Consider the following 17,562-nt stretch of genomic DNA (forward strand, 5'->3'; position numbering starts at 1 on the left):
GATCATCACGGATTTTTAAATTATTCTTGTTGTGTTTGTATATAGTCCGCGGATTGCCACGGATTTTTTTACTTTGTAACTTTGAAGCTTAGAAACTTTGAGAATTGGAACACGGATGACACGGATTAAGCGGATCATCGCGGATTTTTTTACTTTTTAACTTTGAAGCTTAGTAACTCAGCAACCCAGAAACTCAGAAACTTTGCAGCTTAGTAACTCTTCTCAGCCAATTGGAACACGGATGACACGGATCAAGCGGATCATCACGGATTTTTTTTCTTTTTAAACTTTGAAACTCTGCCACTTTGCAGCTTAGCAACTCTGCAGCTCTGAATCTTTGCAACTCTGCAACTCTTCTCTGCCAATTGGAACACGGATGACGCGGATTAAGCGGATCATAACGGATTTTTTTTTCTTTTTAAACTTTGAAGCTCTGCCGCTTAGCAACTCTGCAACTCTGAATCTTTGCAGCTTAAAAAAACTTTGAAGCTTAGTTACTTTGAAGCTTAGCATCTTTGCAGCTAAGAATCTCCGAAACCAACTCTCCTTTATTGTAAATTCTAACTGTTGTTAGTGTTCCATTGTTATCGTAAAACTTCCATTTTCCAGAATAGTACCAATGTAGTTCCTTTGTACCTTGATCGAGATGTGTTTTTCCGCTGGCTTGTTTTTTTCTGTTTTCATAAAAGAGCTTGGTTTTACAATATTTTTTATGATAGCGTTCTTTTTTTATTAGCTTACCGTTTAAAAAGTAGCACCACTTTTTTACGAGATCATCATTTTTATATGTTCCAATTGATTTATAATGCGCGCTATCTATTGTGTATTGTTCTACCCAGCGCCCTTCTCGTTTATTATTTATGGTTTGATTGCTAGTTCTTACTTTGCATGAATTCAAACTTATAATGATGATAAAAAGAAAAGAGAATTGTTTCATTTGTTCTACATAATTAAACACTACTCTACAAATGTAGAGTTATATTTCAATAAAACAAATTATTTTGTAATTATTTGTTGGGTAGTGGTTTGTGAATTGCATCGTGTGAACCGCTTTGCGAATTGGAACACAGATGAAACAGATTTTTAAATTACTTTTTTGTGTTTGGTTTGAGTATAGTCCGCGGATTGTTACGGATTTTTTACTTTAAAGCTGTGTAACTTTGCCGCTCTGAAACTTTACTAATTGGCACACGGATAACACGGATAACACGGATCAAGCGGATCATCACGGATTTCATACTTAGAAACTCAGAAACCTTTCCAACTCTGGAGCTTAGAAACTCAGCAACTTAAAAAAATACTCAAAAAAAAATCCGCTCATTGCTGAACGGATTTTGATTTTGATAAAAAATTACCTTTTGATTAGAAAGGAATTACTTTTTACTTAACTCAACGAAGTATTTGTAGAACAACGGGATTGTTTCGATTCCTTTAAGGTAATTGAAGATTCCGAAGTGCTCGTTTGGTGAGTGGATGGCGTCACTGTCTAAGCCGAATCCCATTAATATGGTTTTGCTTTTTAATTCTTTTTCGAATAAAGCAACGATTGGAATACTTCCTCCAGAACGAACCGGAATAGCAGGCGTTCCAAAAGTTTCTGTGTAGGCCATATTTGCTGCTTGGTATCCTATGCTGTCGATAGGCGTCACATACCCTTGACCACCGTGATGTGGTTTTACTTTTACAGTAACACCAGCAGGAGCAATGCTCATAAAATGTTTAGTGAACAGTTCAGTGATTTCTTCCCAGTCTTGGTTGGGAACTAAACGCATTGATATTTTGGCGAAAGCCTGACTAGCAATTACCGTTTTAGCACCTTCACCTATGTAACCACCCCAAATTCCGTTTACGTCTAGCGTAGGTCTAATCGAGTTTCTCTCGTTTGTAGTGTATCCTTTTTCGCCATAAACATCGTTTAGCTTCAAGGCATTTTTATATTTTTCTAGGCTAAAAGGCGCTTTGGCCATTTCTGCTCTTTCTTCTAGTGATAATTCTTCTACGTTGTCATAGAAACCAGGAATCGTAATATGGTTGTTTTCGTCGTGAAGCGAAGCAATCATTTTAGATAGAATATTGATTGGGTTAGCCACAGCACCACCATACAATCCAGAGTGTAAATCACGGTTAGGACCAGTAACTTCTACTTCTACATAACTTAAACCACGTAGACCAGTTGTAATAGACGGCTGCTGGTTAGAGATCATTCCCGTGTCTGAAATCAAGATAACATCATTCTTTAACTTCTCGGTGTTTTTCTCTACAAATGTTTTCAGGTTCACACTACCTACTTCTTCTTCCCCTTCAATCATGAACTTTACGTTACACGGCAGGTTGTTGTTTTTAATCATGTACTCAAACGCTTTCACGTGCATGTACATTTGGCCTTTATCATCACAAGCACCACGGGCAAAAATCGCTCCTTCTGGGTGAATATCAGTGGTTTTAATAACCGGTTCAAATGGGGGAGAAGTCCACAGCTCGATTGGATCAGCGGGTTGCACATCATAATGTCCGTAAACAAGGATGGTAGGCAAGGCGGGATCAATCATTTTCTCTCCATAAACAATAGGGTATCCGTCAGTCTCGCAAATTTCAACAAAATCACATCCTGCTGTTTCAAGGCTCGCTTTCACTGCCTCCGAGGTGTCGATTACATCCTGAGAGTAAGCCGTATCTGCACTTACTGATGGGATCTTTAATAATTCGATTAATTCATTGATAAAACGGTCTTTGTTTTCTTGAACGTATGCCTTTATATTTTCCATTTATTTGTTAATTTTTATAAACCCAAAAGTACAAAAAATAGAATTATTATTTTTTTTAAAAAAAAGCTTTGAAAGTTCAAAGTTATGTCTATCTTTGCACCCACAATTACGCGGATATGGTGAAATTGGTAGACATGCCAGACTTAGGATCTGGTGCCGCAAGGCGTGTAGGTTCGAGTCCTATTATCCGCACAAAACCCTGACTAGTAAATAGTTGGGGTTTTTTATTTTAAGATTTGCCCGACTATTGCCCGACAATTTAAAAAACACCTAAATTTGAATGGATTTGAAATCTTTCAACAAACCGATCAAATAGGGTTTAAAGAGATCTTGAGATCAATTGAGATTATGTAAAATTTTCTATTTAAGTGATCATAAATCTATAATAGGATTATTGAAAACTATATATCTTTAAAAGAAAAGCATATTAATCATCTCGCGTACTTCTTAAAATTCTCTGCCTGCTCAAAAATCTCCTTATAGATTTCATCTCTATCTACGGGAGGATAGCCATTTTCAGCAAGGAGAACTATTAGATCTGCTTTTAATTCCGCTTTGATGTCCTCGCGTTTGCTCCAATCGGTGTATTTAGTTAAATCATCCACCACATCTTTCACTCTTTGAGCAAGTATAAGTAGTTTGTCTTCGGGATAGACAAAATCGTATTTTTTAGCCAAAGCTTTCAAAATGTCGTAAAACGCTTTTTCTTCAATGTCGATACCTAAATCTTTGAAAGATTCTTTTTCCTTTTTAAGCGCATAGTACAAGTCGATAATTTCATCCGTGAATTCTTCTAGCACTTCACTATTCAATACATCGCTTTCTTTACGTTCGTTGTAACGGTCAACTATAGCTTGTAATCTTTTGGAGAAATCGATTCCTGTGATTTTGTTAATTTTCTTAATGTCATCAATTGCTTTTGCTAATAATTTTTGAAGCAGTTTAATTTTAGTATTTGGCAATTTGATTTTGTCAATCTTAGCCATGTAATCATCTGAAAATATATCAACTTCCGTTTGATTGTCTTCTCCAAGTTTGAAAATTTCTTCTACACCATTGCTTTCAATAGCTTCTTGTAACATTTGACGCACTCGGTTATTCATTTGAGCTGTGTCTGGTGCTTCGCCTTTAGTTAATTTGAACACTATCGAACGAACTGCCAAATAGAAATGTATCGTATCACGTTCAGTTTCTTTGAAAGCTCCGCTACCACAACAAATATCATAAGCTGACTTTAATCGCTTTACGATATACATGAATCTTTTTTCTAAGTCTTGTGTTAACTGCACAAACTCAACCGCTTTGTTAAGTGTGTGCAATTGCTCTAGTGGAGAACCACTAAAATAGTTTGTTTTGTCAAACTTATGAAACAACTTATTCAATAGATCTAACTGATCTTTAGTAACTACAATAGATTCCTCTATGTCTTCAATGTTATCTGTGTCTGCTTTGCTGTACATGGCCAAAGCTAAATTCAGTTGTTTTTTTATTCCGATATAATCTACTACAAGTCCCTTTTCTTTTCCTTCATATTTTCGGTTTACACGAGAAATCGTTTGAATTAAATTGTGTCTTTGTATCGGTTTGTCAATGTACATCGTATCTAAAAAAGGAACATCAAAACCTGTTAACCACATATCAACTACAATAGCTATTTTGAAATTTGATTTCTCGTTTTTGAATTGGCGATCCATTTCTTTACGGTCGTCTTTTGTTCCTAGTAAATTATACATTTCTTCCTCATCGTCTTTTCCTCTGGTCATGACCATTTTGATACGTTGGGAAGGTTTGATTTTTTTCTTTTCTTTTTCTGTTATTTCCACTGTACCATCAGAGATTTTAATTTCTGCCCATTCAGGTCTTAAAGCGGTAATGTTTTTATAGAGTTCAAATGCAATTGTACGGCTGCTGCAAACAAACATTGCTTTACCTTTTACAGTTGCGCCTTCTGCAATCCTGTTTTCATAGTGGTTTACAAAATCTTCGGCAACGGTTTTTAAACGAGCAGGATCACCAATGATTGCATTCATTTGCGTCATGGCTTTTTTACTCTCCTCAATTTGGTTTTCGTTGCTTCCGTCTTCGGCACATTGATTGTAATAATTTTCAATATCCTGAAGTTTATGATTGTTCAGCAATACTTTGGCAGCACGTCCTTCATAAACAATTCTCACCGTGATTTCATCGGCTACCGATTCGGTCATGGTGTAAGCATCGACTATTTCACCAAAAACATCAATTGTAGCATCAATCGGTGTTCCTGTAAAACCAACATAGGTTGCATTTGGAAGAGAGTCGTGTAAATATTTAGCAAAGCCAAAGGTTTTAGTCACGCCTTTTTCGGTGACTTTTATTTTCTGATCTAGATTCGTTTGGCTTCGGTGCGCTTCATCCGAAATACAAATGACATTAGTTCTATCCGTTAGCAGTTTGGTATCTTCTGTAAATTTATGAATGGTAGTCAGAAACACACCACCGCTATTTCTGCCTTGTAATAATTCACGTAGATTAGAGCGACTTTCCACACTAACAATCGTATCATCGCCTACAAATCCTTTGGCGTTGGTAAATTGTCCAGATAATTGATCGTCTAGATCTGTTCTATCTGTTATTAGAATAATGGTAGGACTACCAAAATAAGTGCTTTTCATTAATAAGCGACTTAAAAATAACATCGTGTAACTTTTACCACAACCTGTAGTACCAAAATAAGTTCCACCTTTTCCGTCACCTTCTGGACGTTGGTGATTTTTTATATTTTCGAATAATTTTGTTGCTGCATAATATTGGGGATAACGACAAACAATTTTTTCATTCTTCTTGGAGCTATCGGGTAGATAAATAAAATTTTGAATAATGTCTCGTAATCTAGTACGGTTGAACATTCCTTGGATAAGAGTAAACATGGCATCGATACCATCTACCTCTTTAATCATGCCTTCAATCTTTCGCCACGCATAAAAGAATTCATAAGGTGCAAAGAACGAACCTGCTTTGGTATTTACTCCATCGCTGATCACGCAAAAAGCATTGTACTTAAACAATTCAGGAATGTCTCTTTTATAGCGTGTAGTTAATTGTTTATAGGCATCATGAATTGTAGTGTTTTCTTGAATAGCGGTTTTGAATTCGAAAACGACTAATGGCAAACCATTAATGTACAAAATCAAATCAGGAATTCGCATCTCATAGCCTTTGATCGCTAATTGATTAACAATTTTATAGGTGTTCTTATCTTCCTCAGAATAGTCTATAAGTTGTACATAGAAATCTTTTTGGCTACGATCTTCTCGTTTCAGTAAAAAACCATCACACACCATTTTCATAATGACTTTGTTGGTTTCGTATAAATCAGAAGAGGGGAGTCGCTCTAAATCCCTAACTATGGAATCGATTTCGTTTTCGGTAATCTTTTCGACAGCATAATTAGTTCTTAGGTACGCTTTTAAATCTTCGATAATGAGCACCTTTTCACTTACTATATGCCCATATACAGTCTCAGGCTCTGACGTTCCTTGATATTCTGTTTGGCGTACTTGCGCACCCACAAGATGAGTCATTTCTTCTTCTTGTAGTAAACTTATAAACGCTTCCTCTAATTTTGATTCGGTGAATTTCATGTTATTCTTTTTCTTCCTTTTCAGGAATTATAATATTCCACTTTACACTTTTTATTCTTTCCCTAATTTTAATAAGCGACACTAAGATCGCTTCGCTGCTTGGTAGTGTTCCGTATACAAGATTAGCAAAATCATTGGTATATGTAGTTTCTAATTGTTTCCATACTTCTTCGGTCTCACGAAATAGGATAGCTTCTTTAGGGTGATAGGCTAACCATTGATTATTATTTTTAAAACTAGTAACATCATCTTGCCCAACAAGTGAAAGCATTTCTTCAAATGCGGGGCTTTCAAAGAATTCTATAATTGCAGGGACTTTTAATAATTGGTGTAAATCATAAGTATGACGAATTTTGTTTTGCAAGTCAGTGATTGGATCTTCTCCATAAGAAAACCGAACCAAACTCATGATCTTTTCACAAATAGTCCTATTTACGTGTAGTACTTCAACCTCAAAAGGAAATAAGTCATATTCTTCTGCAAGTTGTGACTGTCCCATTTTTTCCATCATTGTGAAAATATAAGAGGAGATAGTAGTTTTGTGAAAAGGTTCATATCTCCCTAGCCATGTAGCTTCGGCTATAATATTTTCTCGAACCTGCCCATATTTTCCAGTAACGGTTTTTGGATAACTATAAGCGATTTTTCTAAGCATTCCCACTTTATGTGTAATACCTTCTTCATCAATTTCAGTTAATTTTGTTCCAACTAGATTGGTGATACTTTTTAATTTATTCTTGAGTAGATTTCCACCTTCATCTTCTCGTTTTAAAACTACTAAATCAATATCTTCAGAGAATCGTTCAATTAAACCAAAACATTTTGATAAAGCCGTTCCACCTTTAAAAACGGTTTCTGTTCCAATTGTATCATGAAAAATAAGATGAAGTACATACGTAACCCAATAGTCTTTTTCTACATAAATGGGCAATATACCCATCTCTTGCGCTGTAAAGGCAATGGATTGTCTAAATAGTGTAGCGTTATCGTGTAGTCTCATATTAGATTCCATTTTTGAGTAGTTTTCAAAATAGAAGCAACACCTGATAATTTATAGGTAGTAATAGGATTCAAGTTTTTTCGTAATGCTTCTTGGTATTGAAAAATTCCTGCTTCATCTAGTAGCGCCCCTAACAAAGCTCTTGTAGATGGTGGGTATTTTTGAGACAAGCGTACCATAGTGGCCATGTCTTTTTCGCTTCGTTTTTTTAATAGTGATAGCAAACGCAAACAGGCGGAAGCGATAGTAGAGTCAGGTATTTTCTTGATAAAACGTATCGCATCTAAAAGCTGTAGCAATGGAATATTTTCTTTATTAATAGTATTCTTTTGCTTGATAAATTTAATGGTGTATTGTTCTCGCTGTAGCACAGGACGAATTTCGTTTCTGCCAATCTGAATGGTATTACTCAATTGCGTAGTCAAACCTAATTCATTAAAAATACTGTACCCTGTAAGATACCCAATTGCTTTTCCATCATCTTCAAGCAAGTCTTTCACCACTTGAAATTGGTTGGGCTGCAATCTGCCAAAAACAGTTTGCTCGGGTTTATAATATTTCCCTTTGGCTAACTTTGCGATTTTACCCGAAACCGCCATGCGATTCAAGGCTTTTATTACGGCTTCCTTTTTGTTCACCTCATTAGTAAAGTCAGCATAGGTGAAAACGTACCCTCTTGGGAGTCTGTCTATAGTAACTGTTATGTAGTCAGTGGTTTTCATGCTTGTTTATTTACTACAAATATATACTTTTGTCCAGTTTATTATATAAAAAACTGGACATTTTTTACAATAATATTATAATTATTTAGGTTATTTGAGTGGGGTTATTTAACTTTGATAAATCAAAGTTAAATAACCCCCATCCTCTCTTTGTTTCTTGTCGCAAAAACTAACGAGTTATATTCATGCTATTCTTCTACTATTTTAGGTATGGCGATATCGCCAGATTTTATCTACCTCAATAAGGTTTCTACGGGCTGTTGGTGTACGCTATATTTTACTATGAAATATTTTTACTTATTAATAAATATTGAAAAACTAAATTACTATTTTCGAATTGATGAAGTTCCACCAATTAATCTTTGGCTTTTCATTGAAATATCTAACAAATTACCTGCTCTTTGCTGCTCTTGTTCCTTCATCGGAATCATTCTCATAAAATTAAGTCCTAGACGGCGAAGAATATGGAATGCAAGAGGGTTGTGTTTTAGATCTTCAGTCATACGTTTTACATCTTTTTCTGGAAAAGTTTTGCTGTACTCAAATATTACGGCAATGTCTATTAAAGATATTGCATTATTTTTTTTACCATCATCGTAAACTGATAATTTAGTTCTTACATCGTTAAATGTAATTTCCAAGTCTTTAGATGCAATAGAAGATGAAATACGCTTAAATATTGAATATGAAACCATGTATAATAAATTGAACATAAATTGTTTCGCTAATTCTTCTCTTTCGCGAACTGTCAGGGAGCCGTTAGGGTCTTTTTTTATTAAGTCAATAATTTCAGTTTTAATATACTCTTCACCGCCCAAGAGTGTCCTAAATAAGAAAGTTAAAGAACGTAATCCCAATTTGTACAATTCTTCTACTAGATCAGATTTATCAGTTCCTGTTAATGAAGCATATCGATTTTTAATAATATAACCTAAAATTTCGATAGTCTTAAAAGCTTTGTTAACATTTGAGATGCTGTCTATTTCATCATTGAGATCATTATTATTTTCATCAATGACTTCAATTTCTACGCTGTCATCTTCTGCTTCTAGTATTTCGACTTTACCATTAAAATCTATATTAACAACTGTTCTTTCAATTAAATTATTTACTGCTTTAATGTCATCGTTAAATTTTATAATGTTTTCCTCTTTGAACAATTCTCTAGCTCTCTCTAAAATCTGTTTTATTATAAATTTAGATTTACTATGATGGGATAAGAAAATGTAAATATTAGCACTTTCGGTCTGATATAATTTATTAGATAAATCAGTTACTTTGTTTTGAATTAACTCGTCTTCTAAATTATCAGAAAGGTACTTGCCTATAAAATAAAAATAAATGTATTTATATTTAAATTTATACATGACCCCATTTTTATGAATTAAATTACAGTTCTCTAAGATTTCAGAAACTTCCCGAAAACTAAATTGAATACTATACTTTTTAATAAAAAATTGATGAAATTCTATAAAATTACCCTCATCTATTTCAATAGTTTTTTCCTCATAAAGCCAAAATGATAATTCTGTTAAATAGGAGTAATATTTTTCTATTTCAGCATTAGCTTTAATTTTTTGCCCCAGTGCAGATTTAATTAATACATCATAATAATGACCAAAAGTACTCTGTTCAAAGTTTGTTGTACTGGTTAGTTCATTGGCTTGTAAGATTGTTAATATGTATATAGGAAGTGAAGGGATTAAATTTTTGCCTATAACAGCATTTACTATTTTTGCTAATTCTTTTATTTGAAATTCCTTAGATTGTTCATCTTCAAATTCGTCTTCTAATAAATCAATCCATTTTCTAATCAATTCCAACCTTTTTTTTCCACTAAATTTCAGTATTTCGAATACTTCAATAGTTGTAACTTGAGATTCAAGCAGCTCACTTAATGTGAAATATTCATCCCAAGTAATTACAGTTTGATAAGTAAGAGAATAGAGATTTAAAATAAAATTCTTTTTACTTTTTTGAGGAAGCCTACAGTTATTTAAATCATCAATAATTATAACTAAATCCTTTGTATCTAAATTAATATCTTCTTTGTATTGCTTTCTAAATTCCTTCTTGATTAATTTTAATATATCAGCGATAGTCGTTTTTTTTATATCACGTCCTTTAATAAAGATTGGAACTGTATTCTGTAAAGCTAAAGAATTGAGGTATATTTTTTTACAAAAAGATGTTTTTCCACTATTTTCTTCTCCTAATATTATCGTATGATCGACCTCCTTCCTGTTGAATCTATTTAGAACATCTTCTGATCTAACTGATGACCCTTTTTCTTCATCATCACTTAAACTAAATTGCTCCATAAAAGGAGGCACATATATATCTTCAAGGGTTAATGTTTTACTTCTATGGGTGAAATTTGCACCGCTATCTTTTAAAAAATCATAAAACTCATCTTCAACCATAGACTTCATATCTACAACTTGATTTAAAACTTTTGTTGAGTCAATTTTAATTTCTAAAATTCCTTTATCACAGACATCAGTATTATCAACAAACATTCTATTGATATGAACATACTTAAAAAAATGACATTTATTATTTTTTTCATCATTATCAATGACACTAAATCCATTTGTGAAATTGCTATCAGTTTGTCTAATATTATTTAATCCTGAGGGAGATACGAACCTAAGACTTTTACCTGTCAAATTTTGTACATATTCTACATCAGTTTGATGTACATGACCACTAAAGATTAAGTCATAATTTTGAGTTATATGACCTTTAACAGTTTTCGATTCAATTTCTGATATCCAATCTAATTGATGATGCATTAATGCAATTTTCACTTCACAATCTTTTATGAATTTATAATTGTCATTAATTTGATTTTCTCCAATAAGAAGGTTTTGAAAATCATTGTCATCGTAACATCTCCACGAGGAATTTAAGGAGGAAATTCCAATAGATTTTCCGTTGATTTTTAATTTAATAGAAAATTTAAACTTTGAGTGAAGCTTGTCATCAACTTCATTGTATAATTTAAATTCAAAATCTTTGTAATCCTTTATTCTTTGGATTCCATCATAATCATCGTCATTCAAATTTGTAAATGCATTAATTGAATCAATTGAATTTAAGTGATTTTTCAAACCACTTTCATTATAAATTTTGTCAGCATTTCTATTTATATCATGATTTCCTGGACAAATAATAAACTTTGATATGTCGAGATGTAATTTTTGTATTATCGGATCTATTATTTGATTTTTAAATATATCAAATGCTTTAGTGGTTGGAGAAATAAGGTCGTCTTTTTCTTTGAAATCCAATCCAGCTTTATCTATCATGTCACCAGTAAATAAAACTAAATCAATAGGTCTTTCACTTTGTAGTTCTTCAATTTTCTTAAAGAAAGCTTCTTTCAAAAAATCATCCCAATCTTTTAATGTTTTTTTATTTAGATGAAAATCTGTTAAATGTAATATTCGTATCATGATTTTATAAATGTATTATTCTGTGGCTTAATTATTATACTTTCGTCATTCTAGCTAATAATAAAAATTTCAGCTCTTCAAGTTTTTGATTTAGTTTTGATTTTATCAACATCGATTGGTATAAGTTTGTAATTATTTTTTCAAATGTTATCATAGAGAAATTATCAGGCTGTAGAACTAAAAAACCATCAAAGTCTTTGGTCACAAGTGCTTCAAATGTAGCTCCAGTTGCTTCTTTCTTTAATTTTTGTATAGTTTGCAAAGTCAATTGATGTGCAAAAAAAGAACAAGAGTCATTACTGATTATGGCGTAACAGGTTTGATTCATTGCCATCGGTTCACCTGCTAGACTAACTCCTCCAACAGTCGCTCCTCTTGCCGTAACAAATGTTGTATTTCTTTGATACAATTTACTACTGCATTTTTGTAATCCTAATGCAGTAATATGTTTTGAAGTATAAATAGTGAAATAATTTTGCACTAAATCTCCTGGTGTATAGAATGGTATACTTCCATTCCAATACTCTATTTCTTCTGTACTCGGTGTACCACCACCACTCAATTTGACAACAGAAGTAAAAGGTTTCATTTCCCACCCCACAGGAATCTCCTTATCCAACTCCTCACAAAAAACCATCTCCCCACCATTACTTTTATATGGTTTGTTATTTTCATCAGGAAACTCAAAATCCACAAACCATTGTTTGTAAATAGCTTGTGCGGTTTCTTCGAGTTTGGTAATAAGTTGGTTGTTAAGTTGAATGCGGTTTTGAATGGTGTTGTATTCTTTTACAATTTCAAGTTGTTTTTCTGGAGAAGGTATTGGTAATAAAGTATCGCACATTTCAGTCCATGAAAATATCTCTCGTGCACTACCGTGTGACATGTAACGTGCGTAACGGTCAAATTCAGGTCGGCGAAACCACATCATCAAATATTCAGGATGTAGTTCATTATTATCTATGACCTCAAAAACTGTGTAGGCTTGAGAGACCATTGCGTGATCGTGTTCTTCTAATAAAGCAATAGATATTTTATCACCATTTCTTGAAGTAACTGGGCCATAAGCAAATTGATTTTTTTGAATCAATTTGTAGGTTGACATATCTGTACCAATAATGTTAGCAATAGAAGGCATCAGTACTTTTTTGATACTTACTCCCATCAAAGGAGCTTCAATCAACGCTTTATTACGAATATTTACTTCTTGTATATAATCACCTAATCGCTTATAATTCGATCCCATAACCTAATTCTTTGAAAACGGTTAATAAATCATTTTTGGATTGGGCTTCGGCTTGTAGTAATTCAGAGAATTCAATTTGAAGTGATTTCATTTTATCATCAAAATCAATGTTCTCGTCACGGTTTATAAATTCAATATACTTACTAGGTACTAAGGAGAAATCCTTAGCAATTACTTCATCTAAAGTCGCAGAATAACTAAACTCAGCTACGTTATTGTATTTGTTTAAATCGGTTTGCCAATTGTGATAGGCTTGGGTAATTTCGATAATATTCTCTGGAGAAAATTGGGTGTATTTTTTTTCGAACGGAATTCCTTTTTCTCTTAAATCCAGAAACAAGATTTCGTTTTCTCTGTTACGATAGTTTCTCGTTTCATCGGGTAGAGTAACCGTTCTTTCTTTTTTGTTTTTATTCAAAATCCAAAGCGTTACACTAATATCAGTAGTATAAAACATAGATCGGGGCAAAATCACAATACTTTCTACCAAATCATCTTCAATTAGTTTTCTACGAATTTTGTATTCATCGCCACCACCTGACAAGGCACCATTGGCCAAGATAAATCCAGCCACACCATTTTCAGAAAGTTTGCTTACCATGTTCAAAATCCATGCGTAGTTGGCATTTGAGGTAGGAGGGACGTCATACCCTCTCCAACGAGGATCATCTATCAATTCGTCACTGGCTCTCCAATCTTTTTGGTTAAAAGGGGGGTTGGCCATAATGTAATCGGCTTTTAAGTCCGGATGTTGGTCACGACCAAAAGTGTCAGCAGGAACATCGCCTAAGTTAGCTGCAATACCCCGAATGGCAAGGTTCATTTTGGCCAGTTTATAAGTCGTAGCCGTATATTCCTGTCCGTAAATGGAGATTTCTTTTTTGTTTCCGTGGTGGTTTTCGATAAACTTGATCGATTGCACAAACATACCACCAGAACCACAAGCGGGATCATAGATTACGCCTTTGTACGGTTCTATCATTTCAGCAATTAGATTCACAATGCTTTTTGGGGTGTAGAATTCGCCTTTTCCTTTTCCTTCGGCAAGGGCAAACTTACTTAGGAAATATTCATACACACGACCTACAATGTCTTGTTGTTTGTCTTTTATAGTGTCGATGTTATTAATGGTGTCTAGTAAAGCTGCTAGTTTACTCACATCCATATTTAAACGGGAAAAGTAATTGTCTGGCAATGCACCTTTAAGAGCAGGATTGTTTTTCTCTACAGTATGAAGAGCGGTGTCAATCTTTAAGGCAATATCATTTTGTTTGGAATTTTGTATAATGAAAGACCAACGAGATTCTTCAGGTAAAAAAAAGATGTTTTTCATGTTGTAAAACTCTTTCATCTCGATGAACTTCTCTTTGCCTTCTTCAATCAATTCTTTGCGACGTTCTTCAAATTTATCGCTGGCAAATTTTAGAAAGATCAACCCCAGTACTACGTGTTTGTATTCTGATGATTCTACTGTTCCACGGAGTTTATTTGCTGAGTCCCATAGGGTTTCTTCTATTGATTTTTCTTTTTTTGCTTTTACTAGTTTTGCCATTATGAATTAGTTGCTGTTATGCTTTTACGTTAATTGATTTACTGGTAAAAATAGGATTTAAAACACAATAACCTATTCAAATACGGAACAGCTTTATAATGTATTACATAAAAAACTCATGGAGTGATTTGTAATAGGTTCATTATTACTAAAACCAAAACTAAGCTGATAAATTTGTTTTTGCTTACGGTTTTCCACAATTTGGTGCGTTAAAGCCATTTTTAAATCCGTTTGAATTAGATTAATGTCTTTTAGCTTGGTCAATTGTAAAGTAACGAGGATTTTAAGAATCTGGCAATACCCAGTTTTAGTGATATTAGATGTGATGAACTACCATTTAAGAATAGTATCGATAGTCGATGTATAAAAAAGCTTCTCATTTGAGAAGCTTTTTTATACGTGCTATTTTAAATTATTTTTCCTGAATCCAAGCATCGATTTTTTTCTCTAATAAAGCCAGTGGCATTACTCCAGATGCTAATACTTTCTCGTGGAATTTTTTAATGTCAAATTGGGTACCCATTTTATCTTGTGCTCTCTTGCGCAGTTCCATGATTTTTAATTGTCCTATTTTATATGATAACGCCTGCCCTGGAATCGCCATATAGCGTTCAATTTCAGTGGTGATGCTGGCTTCGCTTTCGGCTTCGTTGGCTAGTGAATAGGCTATAGCTTGCTCTCTAGTCCATCCTTTGCTATGCAATCCCGTGTCGACAACCAACCGTACCGCACGGTGCATCTCGTTTCCTAACATCCCAAAATACTGATACGGATCTTTGTACAAGCCCATTTCTTTCCCCAGACTTTCGGTGTACAATGCCCAGCCTTCACCGTAGGCGCCAAACCAGTTGTATTTTCTAAAATCAGGTAGGCTAGCGTTTTCTTGCTGTAGCGAAATCTGAAAGTGATGCCCCGGAATGGCTTCGTGTAAGAACAAATCTTCGTCTCCATACATATTGTATTCCTTCACATCTGGAATAGGTACATAAAATATCCCTGGACGTGTTCCGTCTGTTGTGCCTGGACTGTATTCAGCACTGGCTGTTTGTTCTCTAAAGGCTTCTGTTCTTCGAATCTCAAATTCAGTTTTTGGCTGTAACGAAAACAATCGGTCTACATTGGGTTTGATCACGCTGTAGATTCGCTCAAAATTTGCAATGACTTCTTCGGGTTTTTTGAAGGGTTTTAGTTCGGGTTTGTTTCTTACGCAGTCAAAAAATTCGAGTAATGTTCCTTTGAAACCTACCTGCGTTTTTACCTTTTCCATTTCGCTATTCAAGCGCGCGACTTCGCTTAGTCCCAACGCATGAATTGCATCAGGAGTCATGCTTGTCGTGGTCCATTGTTTGACATAAACAGCATACAATGCCTTTCCAAAAGGCAAACTGCCTATACCACTTGTCGTGCGAGAGGCTGGCAAGTATTCGTCTTTAATGAAGTCGGCCATTTTCTTGTATTGTGGCACCAACTTATCGTTGATTGTAGCGGTGTATTTTGCGGTTAGCTCTTTTTTAGTGGCGTCTGAGAAAGTTGCTGGCATGATTTTAATCGCCGAATAAAACAAATTGTCGGCGACGTTAGCGGTTGGCATGTTAGCAAACTGCGGAAGTAGTTTTTCGGTTAGCGCCTTAGGTAAAACCGCTCCTTTTGCAATTCCCTTTCTCATATACACCATCGCCGAGTCAATCCAAACGCTATACAAGTCCATCCTTTTTAAGAAATTGGTATAGTCTTTCTCTGTTTTAAAAGGTTGGCCACTACTTCCTCCAGCATATTGCCCCATGGTTAAATGCGTTCCCCAAAACTGATGTATCGGAATTAAATTGGTGGGTTGGTTTAATAATTCCTCGCCTACGGTTACTTCCCATTTAATAATTTCATAGCTGTTGAGTTCTTCTTCAGACAAGTCTTTTTGATTGATACCTGCGATGGTTTTTTGGTATTTATCAAAAAAAGCCAATTGTGATTTGCGATAACTATCAGTCATTTCAAATTGCAATTGGTCGTTGTATTGGTTTTGTCCGTTTTGGGTTGCGCTCAAAGGATCGAGTGTGTTTTTATCGTCAAAATAGTTTTTAGTAATGGCCTTAAAATCAGCAGTTTTACGCTCTTCTTTTTTGCAACTATTAAAAAATAAGCAGACTGCTATTCCTAAAATCAGAAGTTTTTGTGTTGTCATATCAGGTGGTTTAACTAAGTTTCTTATCTATTTGTATTTTTTTTTTTTTTCGATTAAAATAAAATTATATTTTATGATATGACATGTATTCTAGGTAATAAAAGATTTGATCGATGTCTCTTGGGGTTATGTTTGTCAAGGTTGGCATTTTTACATCATTCCTAAACGATGCTGGATGCTGTATAAATTTTTTTAATTGGTCTTTTTTCCAGTATTCGGTGACACTCTTTGGATAATTTAATTCGGGTCCCATAGTGCCTCCTATTTTATTTATGGCGTGGCAAGTCACACAATTTTTATCAAATAAGTCAAAACCCGCTTGTGCTTTAGGATCGTCTTTTGGAGCGATAAGGGCAATATTCAGGCTGTTGTTCACGAGCTGTATTTTGACAAGGTTGTAAGGCCATTTATAGTCTGTTTCATTAGCAGGTACGGCTTCATAAATTAGATAGAAAGGTGCTGCTTTCATTTCGTGTCCGTCCTTAATAATCTCCGACCACAATTGACCCTTTGGAGCGTCAATATCGCTTACGGCAACATACGCTTTAGAATCCATGATTTTTTGCAAAGGCATCATGGGTTTGTATCCGTCCTCACATTCAAAAACGATTTGGTAATTTTTAGGATCTATTGTTTTAATAGCGGTATAGCTGGAGAGTAACTTAGACAAAGCAACTGCCTGATATCTTTTGATGCTGTGATAAACAGGATCATCTTGCACAGTGACTAAGTGGGTGTTTTTTAATTTACCTTCTTGTTGTAAAGCAAGCAAATCAATGCTCATAGAATCAACTATCTGTTTTGTGCTAGCATTAGTAGTGTTTTCGGCAACAATTTTGTGTTGCTTTCCCTGCTGTTGACAACTCGCTAGTGTAAGGAATAATAAGGCAACTAGTTTTAAATATAATTTGTGCATTTTGTGTTTGAATAAAGAGTAAAGCTGTAATTGAAATAATGTTACCAATAAAGTGATACTCAAAATTAGGCAATATTTCAATAGCTTTGATAGAGGAGATAGTT

Annotated in this window: 10 protein-coding genes and 1 tRNA gene; 1 reads left to right on the forward strand and 10 read right to left on the reverse strand. The window is 34.3% G+C overall.

Features of this window, described 5'->3' with window-relative positions:
* Positions 1–490: 490 nt before the first annotated feature.
* Both HNP99_RS11710 and HNP99_RS11715 read right to left on the reverse strand, forming a co-directional pair.
* Positions 491–937, reverse strand: a complete 447-nt coding sequence (locus HNP99_RS11710) for a toxin-antitoxin system YwqK family antitoxin (RefSeq protein WP_173853575.1) — start codon at positions 935–937, stop codon at positions 491–493.
* Positions 938–1,373: 436 nt separating this feature from the next.
* Positions 1,374–2,765, reverse strand: coding sequence for a dipeptidase (locus HNP99_RS11715; RefSeq protein ID WP_173853576.1), 1,392 nt, complete (start codon positions 2,763–2,765; stop codon positions 1,374–1,376).
* A gap of 110 nt (positions 2,766–2,875) precedes the next feature.
* Here HNP99_RS11715 and HNP99_RS11720 point away from each other — a divergent pair.
* Positions 2,876–2,957, forward strand: a tRNA-Leu gene (locus HNP99_RS11720).
* Positions 2,958–3,196: 239 nt separating this feature from the next.
* Here HNP99_RS11720 and HNP99_RS11725 read toward each other — a convergent pair.
* The 8 genes from HNP99_RS11725 to HNP99_RS11760 form a co-directional block, all read right to left on the reverse strand.
* On the reverse strand, positions 3,197–6,385 hold the full coding sequence (locus tag HNP99_RS11725; RefSeq protein WP_173853577.1) for a type I restriction endonuclease subunit R: 3,189 nt from the start codon (positions 6,383–6,385) through the stop codon (positions 3,197–3,199).
* Position 6,386: 1 nt separating this feature from the next.
* Positions 6,387–7,397 carry a nucleotidyl transferase AbiEii/AbiGii toxin family protein gene (locus HNP99_RS11730; protein WP_254596858.1) on the reverse strand — a complete coding sequence of 337 codons (1,011 nt, stop codon included), beginning with the start codon at positions 7,395–7,397 and terminating at the stop codon, positions 6,387–6,389.
* Complete coding sequence (locus tag HNP99_RS11735) at positions 7,382–8,107, reverse strand: DUF6088 family protein (protein WP_173853578.1); 726 nt, start codon at positions 8,105–8,107, stop codon at positions 7,382–7,384. Before HNP99_RS11735 ends, HNP99_RS11730 begins: the two co-directional genes overlap by 16 nt.
* A 326-nt stretch (positions 8,108–8,433) precedes the next feature.
* Positions 8,434–11,565 carry a metallophosphoesterase gene (locus tag HNP99_RS11740; RefSeq protein WP_173853579.1) on the reverse strand — a complete coding sequence of 1,044 codons (3,132 nt, stop codon included), beginning with the start codon at positions 11,563–11,565 and terminating at the stop codon, positions 8,434–8,436.
* 34 nt (positions 11,566–11,599) lie between these two features.
* Complete coding sequence (locus HNP99_RS11745; protein ID WP_173853580.1) at positions 11,600–12,811, reverse strand: restriction endonuclease subunit S; 1,212 nt, start codon at positions 12,809–12,811, stop codon at positions 11,600–11,602.
* Positions 12,795–14,363 (reverse strand): type I restriction-modification system subunit M, encoded by a 1,569-nt coding sequence (locus tag HNP99_RS11750; RefSeq protein ID WP_173853581.1) that lies wholly within the window; start codon positions 14,361–14,363, stop codon positions 12,795–12,797. Before HNP99_RS11750 ends, HNP99_RS11745 begins: the two co-directional genes overlap by 17 nt.
* A 412-nt stretch (positions 14,364–14,775) precedes the next feature.
* Positions 14,776–16,542 carry a DUF885 domain-containing protein gene (locus HNP99_RS11755; RefSeq protein WP_173853582.1) on the reverse strand — a complete coding sequence of 589 codons (1,767 nt, stop codon included), beginning with the start codon at positions 16,540–16,542 and terminating at the stop codon, positions 14,776–14,778.
* 64 nt (positions 16,543–16,606) lie between these two features.
* Positions 16,607–17,458: a c-type cytochrome gene (locus HNP99_RS11760; RefSeq protein ID WP_173853583.1), complete on the reverse strand. Its 852-nt coding sequence runs from the start codon at positions 17,456–17,458 to the stop codon at positions 16,607–16,609.
* Positions 17,459–17,562 lie beyond the last annotated feature (104 nt).

This window comes from Flavobacterium gelidicaeli (assembly GCF_013294005.1).
GTDB lineage: Bacteria > Bacteroidota > Bacteroidia > Flavobacteriales > Flavobacteriaceae > Flavobacterium.